This window comes from Streptomyces sp. NEAU-W12, from assembly GCF_026242095.1.
In the GTDB taxonomy this organism is placed as follows: domain Bacteria; phylum Actinomycetota; class Actinomycetes; order Streptomycetales; family Streptomycetaceae; genus Streptomyces.
Window position 1 is genome coordinate 318557 of record NZ_JAPJDM010000003.1, and the last position, 13441, is coordinate 331997.

Sequence of the window (13441 nt, forward strand, 5' to 3'; positions counted from 1 at the left end):
AGGGGCCGCCACGGAGAGACCGGGGCTCTCCCGCTCACCGGGGGCGGGGAGAGGGACGAGGACGCGGCTGGGGGCGCCTCCGGCCCGAAGAGCTCGGAGGGCCGGGGAAGTGCGTACTCACGGGGCTCGTCTCTTCGGCGTGTCCTGCCGGACAGACCCGGGGCCTGTGGCGAAAGGGGTGCCTGCCGCGCGACGCCCGGCAGGCACCCCCACCGCGCACTCCCGGCGCACCGCCCCAAAGCCCGGGTACGCCCGGGACGAGGGCTTCAGGGCGGCACTCCGGGAGCACGCTCCAAGGGGGACCCTCAGGACGCCGCGCGCCCGCCCTGCGGGCGACGACGCCCCTTCCGCCCCGGGCCCTACTGGGAACGGGTCCGGTCCCCGGGGGCCGAGGCCGTCGAGCCGCGGACCACCAGCTCCGGCATGAACACGAACTCGCTGTGCGGGGCGGGCGTCCCGCCGATCTCCTCCAGCAGGGTGCGCACCGCGGCCTGGCCCATCGCCGGGACCGGCTTGCGGACCGTGGTCAGCGGCGGGTCGGTGAAGGCGATCAGCGGGGAGTCGTCGAAGCCGACCACCGAGATGTCCGTCGGCACCTCGAGACCGCGCTGCCGGGCCGCCCGTATCGCGCCCAGCGCCATCATGTCGCTGGCGCACACCACCGCCGTGCACCCGCGGTCCATGAGCGCGTTGGCGGCGGCCTGGCCGCCCTCCAGGGTGTACAGGGAGTGCTGGACCAGTTCCGTCTCCACGGCCCCGGCGTCCAGGCCCAGCTGGTCCTGCATGGCGCGTGCGAAGCCCTCGATCTTGCGCTGCACGGGCACGAACCGCTTCGGCCCGAGCGCCAGCCCGATCCGGGTGTGCCCGAGGGAGGCGAGATGGGTGACCGCGAGTGCCATCGCCGCCCGGTCGTCGGGGGAGATGAACGGCGCCTGCACCTGCGGCGAGAAGCCGTCGACCAGGACGAACGGCACGCCCTGGGCGCGCAGTCGCTCGTAGCGCTGCATGTCGGCCGTGGTGTCCGCGTGCAGGCCGGAGACGTAGATGATGCCGGCCACCCCGCGGTCGACGAGCATCTCCGTCAGCTCGTCCTCCGTCGACCCGCCCGGGGTCTGGGTGGCCAGGACCGGTGTGTAGCCCTGGCGGGTCAGCGCCTGCCCGATCACCTGGGCCAGGGCCGGGAAGATCGGATTCTCCAGCTCGGGAGTGATCAGCCCCACCAGGCCCGCGCTGCGCTGCCGCAGCCGCACCGGGCGTTCGTAGCCCAGGACGTCGAGGGCGGCGAGGACGGACTGGCGGGTGGTGGCGGCGACGCCCGGCTTGCCGTTGAGCACGCGGCTGACGGTCGCCTCGCTCACCCCGGCCTGAGCGGCGATGTCGGCAAGACGTGTGGTCACAGCACCGGACCCTATCGGCCGCCCCGCTCCTTGCGCACCGGCCGGACGCCTGGTGCGCGCCGTCGAACGGCCCGTCGTGGGCTGCTGCGTCATCGCGGTCCCTCATGTCGTGGTCGGCATGTCGTACTCGACACGTCGTGCTCGGCGTCCGTACCGCAACGGATGATTCCCCCGACGGAAACGGATGGCAAGTACTTGCAGAGTCTTGCACAGCTGTCGAACTCCTGCCCTGGCCTCGGAAACCCGGCGGTGGCAAGGCGATCGGGGCGTCACGGGGAGGGGGGCGGGGAGGTCACGGCGGGGTAACCGTCAGAGTTTCTTGCACGATTTTTCAGCAAGGTCTTTCGGATCGGTTGCATCGCTGTTACGTTCACGTCGCCCGGCGGCCCCATCGGCGCGGTCGGCACGTAGGCAGGACGGCAGACGGGGCCTTCCTGCATCACACGGGCTTTCACCCTCAAGGAGAACTCATGCGGCGTGGCATAGCGGCCACCGCGCTGGTGGCGTCCCTCGCCCTCACGGCGACGGCCTGCGGCGGAGACAGCGACAGCGGCGACTCGGCCGACGGCCCGGTCACCATCACCTGGTGGGACACCTCCAACGCGACCAACGAGGCGCCGACGTACCAGGCCCTGGTCAAGGAGTTCGAGGCCGCCAACAAGGACGTCAAGGTCAAGTACGTCAACGTCCCCTTCGACCAGGCGCAGAACAAGTTCGACACCGCCGCCGGTTCCAAGGGCGCCCCCGACGTGCTGCGCTCCGAGGTCGGCTGGACCCCCGCCTTCGCCAAGAAGGGCTTCTTCCTGCCGCTGGACGGCACCGGGGCGCTGAAGGACCAGGCGAAGTTCAAGTCCAACCTGATCGAGCAGGCCACCTACGAGGACAAGGTCTACGGCGTTCCGTTCGTCACGGACACCCTCGCGCTGGTCTACAACAAGGAACTCTTCGAGAAGGCCGGCGTCGAGGCCCCCGAGACCTGGGACGACCTGAAGAAGGCCGCCGCCACCATCAAGGACGAGACCGGCGTCGACGGCTACTGGGGCTCCACCCAGGCCTACTACGCCCAGTCCTTCCTCTACGGCGAGGGCACCGACACGGTCGACGTCGACGCCAAGAAGATCACCGTCAGGTCGCCCGAGGCCGAGAAGGCCTACGGCACCTGGCTGGACCTCTTCGACGGCAAGGGCCTGCACAAGGCCGACACCACCGCCGACGCCTACGCCCACATCCAGGACGCGTTCGTCAACGGCAAGGTCGCCTCGATCATCCAGGGCCCGTGGGAGATCACCAACTTCTACAAGGGCTCGGCCTTCAAGGACAAGGACAACCTGGGCATCGCCACCGTCCCGGCCGGCTCCGCGGGCACGGCGGGCGCCCCGACCGGCGGCCACAACCTCTCCGTCTACGCCGGCTCCGACGCCGCGAAGCAGGAGGCCGCGCTGAAGTTCGTGAACTTCATGACCTCGGCCGGGTCCCAGGAGACCATCGCCCTGAAGAACTCCACGCTGCCCACGCGGGACGACGCCTACACCGACAAGGTCAAGGCCGACCCGGGCATCGCCGGCTACCAGACGGTCCTCGAGGCCGCCCAGCCGCGCCCGGCCCTGCCCGAGTACAGCTCGCTGTGGGGTCCGCTCGACGACGAACTGCCCCAGATCGCGGGCGGCAAGGAGTCCCTGGACAAGGGTCTCGGCGACGCCGAGACCGCCATCGCCAAGCTGGTGCCGGACTTCAGCAAGTAGGGCCCGCGTGGCCGCCGGGTCCCTTTCCGGAAGGGGAGGACCCGGCGGTCACCGGCCTGTGTGCCGAACCCCTTGACCCTCCAGAAGGTGCCCCACCATGACAGTCGCCATCGACCGTGCGACCGGCAGGCGCAGCGGTGACCGCCCGCCCCGCGCCGGCCGCCTGAGGCAGGCCTACCAGAAGCACTGGTACGCGTTCGCCATGATCGTGCCCGTGGTCGTCGTGCTCGGCGTCCTCGTGCTGTACCCCCTGGCGTACGGCTTCTACCTCACCCTCACCGACGCCAACAGCCTCAACTCGGCCCGCACCATCGGCGTCAACGAGATCGAGGCCACGTACACGTTCATCGGCCTGGACAACTACGCCGACATCCTCTGGGGCGAGACGGCGTACGACCGCTTCTGGTCGCACTTCGTCTGGACGATCGTCTGGACGGCGGCCTGTGTCGGCCTGCACTACACCATCGGTCTGGGCCTGGCCCTGCTGCTCAACCAGAAGCTGCGCGGACGCACCTTCTACCGGCTGATCCTGATCCTGCCCTGGGCCGTGCCGACCTTCGTCACCGTCTTCGGCTGGCGGTTCATGCTCGCCGACAGCGGCATCATCAACTCGGGCCTGGAGTTCCTGGGCCTGCCGACGCCGCTGTGGCTCGAGGACACCTTCTGGCAGCGGTTCGCCGCGATCATGGTCAACACCTGGTGCGGCGTGCCGTTCATGATGGTGTCCCTGCTCGGCGGGCTCCAGTCGATCGACGGGACCCTGTACGAGGCGGCCGAGATGGACGGCGCGAGCGCCTGGCAGCGGTTCCGCCACGTCACCCTGCCCGGCCTGCGCTCGGTCAGCTCCACCGTCGTGCTGCTCGGCATCATCTGGACCTTCAACCAGTTCGCCGTCATCTTCCTGCTGTTCGGCAACACCGCGCCGGACGCACAGATCCTCGTCACCTGGGCGTACCAACTCGGCTTCGGACAGCAGCCGCGCGACTTCGCACAGTCCGCGGCCTACGGCATGCTGCTGCTGGCCGTCCTGATCGTCTTCACCTCCTTCTACCGCCGCTGGCTGAACCGCAATGAGCAGCAGCTCGCGATCTGAGGCAGGAGCCCCCATGAGCACCCTCGACACCCCACCGTCAGCAGTGGTGACGGGCCCGCCGGCCGGGCGGACCACGCCCCGCCGGCCCGGGACGCGGCGGCGCGGCGAGGTCGGCCGCGGCGGCGTCCTCGCCTCGCACGGCATCCTGACCGTGGCGAGCGCCATCGCGCTGTTCCCGGTCGCCTGGCTGGTCTTCCTGTCCCTCGGCCCGGACAAGGACGACTATCTGCGCCCCGGCGGCATCTGGGGCAAGATGACGCTGGACAACTACGCGTTCGTGCTGCAGAACACGAACTTCTTCGACTGGCTGAAGAGCTCGCTGATCGTCTCGCTCGGCACCACCGTCATCGGCGTGCTGGTCGCCGCCACCACCGGGTACGCGGTGTCCCGGATGCGGTTCCCCGGGTACAAGAAGTTCATGTGGGTCCTCCTGGTCACCCAGATGTTCCCGGTGGCCGTCCTGATGGTCCCGATGTACCAGATCCTGTCCGACCTCCAGCTGATCGACACCTACTTCGGGCTCATCCTCGTCTACTGCTCGACCGCGGTGCCGTACTGTGCCTGGCTGATGAAGGGCTACTTCGACACCATTCCGTTCGAGATCGACGAGGCGGGCCGGGTCGACGGGCTGTCCCCGTTCGGCACGTTCGTTCGGCTGATCCTGCCGCTCGCCAAGCCGGGGCTCGCCGTCGCCGCCTTCTACAGCTTCATCACGGCGTTCGGCGAGGTCGCCTTCGCCACGACGTTCATGCTGGACGACGAGAAGTACACGCTCGCCGTCGGTCTGCAGAGCTTCGTCAGCGAGCACGACGCCCAGCGCAACCTCATGGCCGCCACCGCGGTCCTGATCGCGATACCCGTCTCCGCGTTCTTCTACCTCGTGCAGAAGAACCTGGTGGCCGGCCTCACCGCGGGCGGCACGAAGGGCTGACGCCCTCCGTACGAAGACTCCCGCGCGCCGCGGCGCGCGGGGAGGCGGTCGCGGTGCACAGACATCCGACCCCGCCGGCACCGCGGCCGCCTCGTCTCCCGACTCCTGCCCTCCCGGCCCCGGCCCCACTCGCCTCCCTGACCGACCCCACGTATTCAAGGACGACATGAGCCAGCAGCACGCCGCCGCCCCGGCCCCGACCCCCACGACCGACGCTGCCGTCGCCACCGTCGCCAGGCGTCACGACTGGTGGCGGGACGCGGTGATCTACCAGGTGTACCCGCGCAGCTTCGCCGACAGCAACGGCGACGGCATGGGCGACATCGAGGGCATCCGCTCCCGCCTGCCGTACCTGCGCGACCTCGGGGTGGACGCCGTGTGGCTCAGCCCCTTCTACGCCTCCCCGCAGGCCGACGCCGGCTACGACGTCGCCGACTACCGCGCCGTCGATCCCATGTTCGGCACCCTGCTCGACGCGGACGCGCTGATCCGGGACGCCCACGGACTGGGCCTGCGGATCATCGTCGACATCGTGCCCAACCACTCCTCCGACCAGCACGAGTGGTTCAAGCGGGCCCTCGCCGAGGGCCCCGGCTCGGCCTCGCGCGACCGCTACCACTTCCGGCCCGGCAAGGGCGTGGACGGCGAACTCCCGCCCAACGACTGGGAGTCGATCTTCGGTGGCCCCGCCTGGACCCGGGTCACCGAGCCCGACGGCACCCCGGGCGAGTGGTACCTGCACCTCTTCGCGCCCGAGCAGCCCGACTTCAACTGGGAACACCCGGCCGTCGGCGACGAGTTCCGCTCCATCCTCCGGTTCTGGCTGGACATGGGCGTGGACGGCTTCCGCATCGACGTCGCGCACGGCATGGTGAAGGCCGAGGGCCTGCCCGACCTGGGGAACCACGAGCAGCTGAAACTGCTGGGCAACGATGTCATGCCGTTCTTCGACCAGGACGGTGTCCACGACATCTACCGCCAGTGGCGGCTCATCCTCGACGAGTACTCCGGCGAACGAATTTTCGTCGCCGAGGCATGGACCCCGACCGTCGAGCGCACCGCGAACTACGTCCGCCCCGACGAACTGCACCAGGCCTTCAACTTCCAGTACCTGGGCACCCACTGGGACGCCGAGGAACTGCGCGAGGTCATCGACCGCACCCTGGACGCGATGCGCCCGGTGGGCGCCCCCGCCACCTGGGTGCTGTCCAACCACGACGTCACCCGGCACGCCACCCGCTTCGCCAACCCGCCCGGCCTCGGCACCCAGATCCGGCTGCCCGGCGACCGGGCGCTGGGCCTGCGCCGGGCCCGCGCCGCGACCCTGCTGATGCTGGCGCTGCCCGGCTCTGCCTACGTCTACCAGGGCGAGGAGCTGGGCCTGCCGGACGTCGTGGACCTGCCGGACGAGGTGCGCCAGGACCCGGCGTACTTCCGGGGCGCCGGCCAGGACGGCTTCCGCGACGGGTGCCGGGTGCCGATCCCGTGGACCCGTACCGGTTCCTCCTACGGCTTCGGGGGCGGCGGCAGCTGGCTGCCGCAGCCGGAGGGCTGGGGCGAGCTGAGCGTCGAGGCGCAGACCGGAAAGGCCGGTTCGACCCTGGAGCTGTACCGCACCGCGCTCGCCGTGCGGCGGGACCAGGCCGGGCTGGGGGCGGGCGACGCGGTGGAGTGGCTGGCGGCGCCCGAGGGCGTCCTCGCCTTCCGCCGCGGGGAGTTCGTGTGCGTCGCGAACACCACGGGCCAGGCGGTGACCACCGAGGCGTACGGGCGGGTGCTGCTCGCCAGCGGCGACGTGGAGGGGGCGGACGGCGGAGTGAGGGTGCCGGCCGACGCGACGGTGTGGTTCACCACGGACTGAGTGTTCACGGGCCGGGCACAGGGCCCGCCGCTTCCCGACCGGGAGCGGCGGGCCCTCGCCCGTTGCCGGTGCTACCTGCTGCGCTGCTCGCTCCGCCGGTTCACCTCACGGACCCTGGTGATCAATCCGGTGGCGCGGCCCTCCCGCAGCGCCTCCGCCAGTTTGCGTGCCGTGCCCGGGTCGCAGCGCCCGAGGTCCACCAGTGGCGGCAGATAGTCGCTGGCCGGCGAGACGGTGTCGAGTCCCGGCGAGGGCAGGAGCACGCCGGCGTCGTCCAGTTGCCGAAGGCATGAGGGCATGCGGGAAGACGGGTGCACAGGCATGGACTCGCTCGGTGCTCATACGGACTCGACACCCACATGATCACCAGCGGCCATGCCTGTTCTGCGTTCAGGGTGGACACCGGTAGAAGTCGACAAGCCGCCACATCCGGTACTCAGCAGGCGAACCGCTCACCTCGGCACTTCTCAAAGACCCTGCATCAGGTGCCTTGCAGCGCAGACCGTCCATCGACTTCTTCACATCCCTGAGCTGGTCACCTGCCAGACGGCCCGCTTGATGAAAGCGCGAGGTCAGGCACCGGTTCCGGTGAGAGTGGCGGTTGCCTGCCACAGTCGTTCGGCGACGGCCGGGTCCTGGCCGGCCCGGCTGGGCTTGCGGATCAGCGGGTAGCCCGTGAAGCTGAACAAACCGTCCGGGCCGACGTACGCGTTGCCGGGGACGCCCTGCGTGGCCGCGTACAGCAGCGGCAGCGCTCCGTGCTCGACGTCTTGGACCAGGAACGGGAGCCGGTTGACGATATTGAGCTTCGAGTGCGTGACCAGTCCGGTCCGCGCGACGCCGGGGTGCGCGATGACCGAACGCACGGGGCTGCCTGCAGCACTGAGACGGCGCTGCAATTCCAGCGAGAACAGAACAACGGCAAGCTTGGACGACTCGTAGGCAGCCAACGAGTTGTACGTGCGGGCGCGCCAGTCGAGGTCGTCGAGCTTCAGCTTGGCGAACCGGTGCAGCTGGCTGGACACCGTCACCACGCGGTCGGTCAGCCGGGGCAGTAGCAGGTTGGTGAGCACGAACGGCCCGAAGTAGTTCGTCGCGGTCTGCACGTCCAGGCCCTGCGCGGTACGCGCCGCTGGGATGTGCATCACCCCGGCATTGTTGATCAGGACATCGACTTCGCCGGTGTAGGACTGCGCGAACGCCCGTACCGAATCCAGGTCGGCGACATCGAGGTGCCGAAAATCGAAGTCGCCGCGCATACCGGCCACTGCCCGGCGCGCCTTGTCGATGTTGCGGACGGCCAGCACCATGTGGGCACCGACCCGGGCGAGTTCGCGGGTGGCCACTAGTCCGATCCCTCCACCTGCGCCGGTGATCACCACTGTCTTACCGGTCATGTTCGGCAGCTGGTCTGCGGTCCATGCGGCCATGGGAAATACCCTCCAGGTGTTGCGTGCTCGATCCTTGACGTCATCCAGTGGAGACGTTCCGTGCCAGCGGATGAAGGACCTGCTCAGCCACTGAATGGCAGGGCGTGGCTAACCCTCACTCACCTGCCGGACGATGAGGTCGGGGCAGACGACGTGTGAGGTGGGAGCCCGATGGTGGACACAACGCTGGACCGCGACGGTCTGGCCGCTTTCCTGCGCGGCCGCCGGGAGTTGATGCAACCCGAGGATGTCGGGTTGCGTCGCGGGGCCCGTCGGCGCACGAGCGGGCTGCGCCGCGAGGAGGTCGCCGAGCTGTGCGACATGTCGTCCGACTATCTGGCCCGTCTGGAACGCGGCAGCGGGTCCCAGCCGTCCCAGCAGATGGCCGCAGCCATCGCCCGAGGACTACGCCTGACCCTGGACGAGCGTGACCACCTGTTCCTGTTGTGCGGGCACCGCCTGCAACCGCGGCATCTGCGCGACGCGCACATAAGTCCGGGGCTGCTACGCGTCATGGACCGGCTCCAGGACAGCCCAGCCCAGATCCTGGGCCCGGTCGGGGAGACGCTGCAGCAGACGCCGCCCGCCGTGGCCCTGCTCGGCGAGGAGACGCATCACACCGGCCCAGCGCGTAGCGCCCTCTACCGGTGGTTCACCGATCCCACCGCCCGCGATCGCTACCTGCCCGACGACCACCACCTGCACAGCCGCGTCTACGTCACCATCCTGCGCGCCAGTGCCACTGCGCAGGGCCCCCAGTCGCCGGCCGCCTCACTCGTGGCTGACCTGAAGCACAACAAGGAATTCGCCGAGCTGTGGAGCCGTCAGGAAGTAGGACTGCGGTGGAGCGGTGCCAAACGCTTCGTCCACCCTGAGGTCGGGCGGATCGACCTTTACTGTCAGACACTTCTCGACCCCGATCAGGGGCAGTCACTGCTCATCTTCACAGCCACACCCGGCACGGAGAATGACCACAAGCTCGCTCTGCTGAAGGTACTCGGCTCCGACACGTTCACCGGTTCCCGAGGAGGCGTCAACAAGTAAGCCCCCAGCAAGGTCCTCAGCCGCACCCGTCGGGCGGGGCGTGCACACGTATCGTGATCTTCGAATGCGAGATGCGCTTCGATGAATGGTCGGCCCACCAAGAACGTGTCCTACAGGGTGATGCGGACGAGCCGCTTGTAGCAATGGGGTGCTGCGGCGGGCCCGCTCGAAGCCGCCGCCGCGCTGGCCGTGGCCGAGGACGCCGGCGCCGACGGTTACGCAACGGTGCTGCACCACCGCGACGAGGCCCATCCGGCCGCCTGGACCGCCGATGTCCCCGCCGCGCTCACCGCCCTGGCCCGCACGGAACTGCGCGCGTTCTGCCTCGCCGCTGCCGCACCCGGCCCACCGGACTCCACCGCCGTCCTGTGCGCCGACCAGGCGCTGTTCGGTCTGCTGACGCTGGTGTGGCGCACCGGCGCCGACCTTGCCGACGGCCTGCTGGCCGCCTTGGAGCACCTGCACGCTCTCGCCGAGCCCTTCACCCACTCCGTCCGCCTCGCCGCCATTCGGCCCGGGTCATGCCGTCCGGGTGGCCGGCGGCGGCCCAAACGACGCCGACGGGGTACATGATCCGGCTGGGAACCGGCCCGGCTCCAGCCCGGCGGTGCGTGCGCTGGGGTGCTTGCTGGAGTACGCCGCCCACCGGGCCCGCGCGGGCGCCGCGGCCTTCGACGACGTCCTTGCTCTTGTCGCCGGGGCCCTGGCCGCGCGCGGCGGCGAGGCGGTCGCCACCGCGGTCGGCGTGCGCCTGCGCCAAGGTGATGCGGTCCACCAGCCCCTCTGCGCGCAGTTTCATCAGCCGGCGCCGGGTCTGCTCGATCCGCACCCCCGGGGCGGTCAGCAGATGCAGCTGCTCGGTCGTCGCCATCCGGTACTGCGCCAGCACCGCCAACGCCAGCCGGTCCCCACCGCTCCCGTCCATGTTCACCATCGCTGCCTCGCGAGAGCGCCGCCCCGTGGAAGGCGTCCGCGACCGGCCCGCAGCGGTGGGCAAGCCCCGGTGAGCTCCTTGCGCCGCCGCTTGCGTTCCCACTGCCGAAGCCACTTCCGTGCCCGACGCCCGACCACCCGGCATTTCCCCTTGTCAGAGCCGATTTCCGCACCCGCCCCGGATTGTCACAACCCTCTTCTCTACTACTGAACCTGAAAGGAAGGGCGGAGGAGGAGATCATCGGGTCTATGGAGACGTGCTCCACTGCGGCACCGTCGGCGTAGACGCAGGCGCTCCGAAGAGGCCGGCGCCCCTGCTCGCTACCTGCCAACTCGGCACCGGAGGCGTTCCGGTCTTCGCACAACGCGGGAAACGGCCCTCCTGCGGTCACGGAGAACCAGCCGTAGCAGTACACGGCAGCTGCCGAGGAACCGAAGGCCAGAACGAGAACCGCACAGAGCCCGGGCGGAGGCAGGGGCGGGTCGTTCAGCATCAGGACAACGGTCACGAGGCCCGCCGCCGCAGTAGCCAGACTGATGAGCATGAGCATGCCCATCAAAGGCACGGGCACCGTGTCACCTCCTGATCGACGAGACGCCGCAGAACTTCGGTGAGGCGGGATCCCGACTCTCCGGCAGGGACAACCGCCGGTCGACGGCCGCCGACGCGCCGTCGGAGGCCAGGTGCGGCGACACCCCGGGCCGCCGGTCGCCGGCCTTGCCCAGCCGGGCGGCCACCGGTCCCCCCGACTGCGCCGCCCGCCGCGACGTGAGCGGTCGAGGTGCGGGCACCAGGGATCTGCGTGCCGCTGTCTGCCGGGGGCCGGTCCTACTGGAGTTCGCTGAAGCGTTCGGTCGCTCGGGTGCGTCCGGCGACGATGATGGTGTCGTCCGCTTCCACGACGGTCTCGGGGGTGGCGTAGGTGAAGCCTTCGCCGGGGCGTTTGATGGCGACGACGGTGACGCCGTGGCGGGTGCGGACGGCACTGTTGGACAGGGGGAGACCGATGATGTCGGCGGGCGGTTTCGTCTTGACCATGGCGAAGTCGTCCTCGAACTCGATGTAGTCGAGCATGCGGCCCCGTACGAGGTGGGCGACGCGCTGGCCCATGTCGTGTTCGGGGTAGACGACGTGGTGGACGCCGAGCTGGGTGAGGATGCGGCCGTGGGCCTCGCTGATGGCCTTGGCCCAGACGCTCTCGATGCCGAAGGAGATCAGCAGCGAGGCGGTGAGGATGCTGGCTTCGAGGTCGCTGCCGATGGCGACGACGGCGCGGTCGAACTCGTGCACCCCCAGCTGGCGCAGGGCGTCCTCCTTGGTGGAGTCGGCGCGCACGACGTGGGTGAGGGAGCCGGAGACGGCCTGGACGACTTCGGCGCTCTCGTCGATGCCGAGGACCTCGGTGTCCTCGTCGACGAGTTCCAGGGCCAGGGCGCGGCCGAAGCGGCCCAGGCCGATGACGACGACGGAGCCCTGCGGCCCCGTGCGCCGTTTTCTGGGGGTGGTCTTCCTAGCCAATGACGGGTCGCTCCTCGGGAAGGTCGTACAGGCGGACACGGCTGCGCAGGGCGAGTGCGGAGGCGACGGTGATGGGGCCGAGCCGGCCGATGAACATCAACGCGATCAGCAGCAGCTGCAGGCCGGGGTGAAGGTCGGCGGTGATGCCGGTGGACAGGCCGACGGTGGCGAAGGCGGAGGTGACCTCGAACAGCGACTCGTCCAGGCTGTGGTCGCTGAAGACCATGAAGGCCACGGTGCAGGTGGCGACGGCGGCCACGGACAGCAGCACCACGGTCAGGGCCTGACGCTGGAGGTCACCGTGCAGGCGGCGGTGGAAGATGTTGACCGCGCCCTCGCCACGGATCTCGGCGTATATGACGAAGAACAGCACGGCGAAGGTGGTGACCTTGATCCCGCCGGCGGTGCCGGCGCTGGCACCGCCGACGAACATCAGCACGTCCGTGCCCAGCCAGCTCGCGGGGTTCATCTGGGAGGTGTCGACGCTGTTGAACCCGGCGGTGCGCGGCATGACGCCCTGGAAGAACCCGGCCAGCAGTTTCCCGGGTGTGTCCAGGGGGCCCAGGGTGGCCGGGTTGGACCACTCGATCGCGGTGACGAAGGCGCTGCCGCCCACCAGGAAGACCCCGGAGGCCCACAGCACGATCTTGGTGTGCAGGGACCAGCCGCGCGGCCTGCGGAACCGGCGGCGCAGCTCGAACAGTACGGGGAAGCCCAGTCCGCCGGCGATGACCGCCAGCGCGATGGGCAGACAGATCCACGGATCGGTGGCGAAGCCCATCAGGCTGTCCGAGTACAGGGCGAATCCGGCGTTGTTGAACGCCGAGACGGCGTGGAAGGCACCCAGCCACACCGCCCGCGGCCAGGGCTCGTCGTAGGCGGTGGCGAACCGCAGGGCCAGCGCCAGGGCGGTGAGGGCCTCCAGCAGCAGACTGACCTTGACCACACCGGTCACGACCGAGCGGACATCGCCCAGCCCCAGGGTCTTGGTCTCCGCGGCGGCCGTCAGCCGTGCCTTCAGGCCGATGCGGTGCGAGACCAGCAGGACCAGCAGGGAGGCGAAGGTCATGATGCCGAAGCCGCCCACCTGGATGAGCGCCATGATCACCGCCTGCCCGAACCCGCTCCAGTAGCCGGGGGTGTCCACCACGATCAGACCGGTCACGCACACGGCGGAAGTGGAGGTGAACAACGCCTCCACCGCACCGGCCCCGCCGGCTCCCGCCTTGGCCGCCGGCAGCATCAGCAGACCGGTCCCGGCCGCGATCGCCGTGGCGAAGCCCGCCACGACCACCTGCGCCGGATGCCGAAAGCGCGGCCACCGGCGCGTCACCACGACAAGCCCTCCGCCCAGCGGACAGGCACCACGATTGTTCGCACTGGGAGACGATAGACAATGCTCGCACCGTTCTCGGCACCAGGCCCCGCCGCGAGCCCTCCGCCGTGTCCGGGCCCCCGCCGTGTCCGGGCCTGCGCCGTGTCCGGGCCTGC

At 69.9% G+C, this 13441-nt stretch carries 12 protein-coding genes; 6 read left to right on the forward strand and 6 right to left on the reverse strand.

Going from position 1 to position 13441, the window contains the following annotated elements; all coding sequences use genetic code 11:
- Positions 1–359: 359 nt before the first annotated feature.
- A complete protein-coding gene (locus tag ORI94_RS05740) occupies positions 360–1397 on the reverse strand; it encodes a LacI family DNA-binding transcriptional regulator (RefSeq protein WP_266073053.1) in 1038 nt (345 codons plus the stop codon).
- Between the two features lie 470 nt (positions 1398–1867).
- On the opposite strand from ORI94_RS05740, the gene ORI94_RS05745 reads away from it, so the two are divergent.
- The 4 genes from ORI94_RS05745 (at position 1868) to ORI94_RS05760 (ending at position 7024) form a co-directional block, all read left to right on the forward strand.
- Positions 1868–3139 (forward strand): extracellular solute-binding protein, encoded by a 1272-nt coding sequence (locus ORI94_RS05745; protein WP_266073055.1) that lies wholly within the window; start codon positions 1868–1870, stop codon positions 3137–3139.
- A 97-nt stretch (positions 3140–3236) separates the two neighbouring features.
- Positions 3237–4232, forward strand: coding sequence for a carbohydrate ABC transporter permease (locus ORI94_RS05750; protein WP_266073057.1), 996 nt, complete (start codon positions 3237–3239; stop codon positions 4230–4232).
- A gap of 13 nt (positions 4233–4245) precedes the next feature.
- Complete coding sequence (locus ORI94_RS05755) at positions 4246–5163, forward strand: sugar ABC transporter permease (RefSeq protein WP_266073059.1); 918 nt, start codon at positions 4246–4248, stop codon at positions 5161–5163.
- A 166-nt stretch (positions 5164–5329) separates the two neighbouring features.
- Entirely contained in the window at positions 5330–7024 is a 1695-nt protein-coding gene (locus tag ORI94_RS05760) for a glycoside hydrolase family 13 protein (protein ID WP_266073061.1), read from the forward strand.
- Between the two features lie 71 nt (positions 7025–7095).
- Here the strand turns inward: ORI94_RS05760 and ORI94_RS05765 are convergent, their stop codons facing one another.
- Positions 7096–7323 carry a hypothetical protein gene (locus ORI94_RS05765; RefSeq protein ID WP_323056026.1) on the reverse strand — a complete coding sequence of 76 codons (228 nt, stop codon included), beginning with the start codon at positions 7321–7323 and terminating at the stop codon, positions 7096–7098.
- A gap of 273 nt (positions 7324–7596) precedes the next feature.
- On the reverse strand, positions 7597–8454 hold the full coding sequence (locus tag ORI94_RS05770; RefSeq protein ID WP_266073065.1) for an SDR family NAD(P)-dependent oxidoreductase: 858 nt from the start codon (positions 8452–8454) through the stop codon (positions 7597–7599).
- A 171-nt stretch (positions 8455–8625) separates the two neighbouring features.
- Here ORI94_RS05770 and ORI94_RS05775 point away from each other — a divergent pair, with 171 nt between their 5' ends.
- Positions 8626–9498, forward strand: coding sequence for a helix-turn-helix transcriptional regulator (locus tag ORI94_RS05775; RefSeq protein WP_266073067.1), 873 nt, complete (start codon positions 8626–8628; stop codon positions 9496–9498).
- Between the two features lie 189 nt (positions 9499–9687).
- The gene (locus ORI94_RS05780; protein WP_266073068.1) at positions 9688–10071 is read left to right on the forward strand and encodes a hypothetical protein; all 384 of its coding nucleotides are present in this window, start codon (positions 9688–9690) and stop codon (positions 10069–10071) included.
- On the opposite strand, the gene ORI94_RS05785 is transcribed toward ORI94_RS05780, so the two are convergent.
- The 3 genes from ORI94_RS05785 to ORI94_RS05795 form a co-directional block, all read right to left on the reverse strand.
- Positions 9980–10423 (reverse strand): replication-relaxation family protein, encoded by a 444-nt coding sequence (locus tag ORI94_RS05785; RefSeq protein ID WP_266073070.1) that lies wholly within the window; start codon positions 10421–10423, stop codon positions 9980–9982. The genes ORI94_RS05780 and ORI94_RS05785 overlap by 92 nt on opposite strands.
- Before the next feature lie 837 nt (positions 10424–11260).
- Positions 11261–11950, reverse strand: coding sequence for a potassium channel family protein (locus ORI94_RS05790; protein WP_266073072.1), 690 nt, complete (start codon positions 11948–11950; stop codon positions 11261–11263).
- Positions 11943–13283, reverse strand: coding sequence for a TrkH family potassium uptake protein (locus ORI94_RS05795; protein ID WP_416237781.1), 1341 nt, complete (start codon positions 13281–13283; stop codon positions 11943–11945). Before ORI94_RS05795 ends, ORI94_RS05790 begins: the two co-directional genes overlap by 8 nt.
- Between the last annotated feature and the right edge of the window lie 158 nt (positions 13284–13441).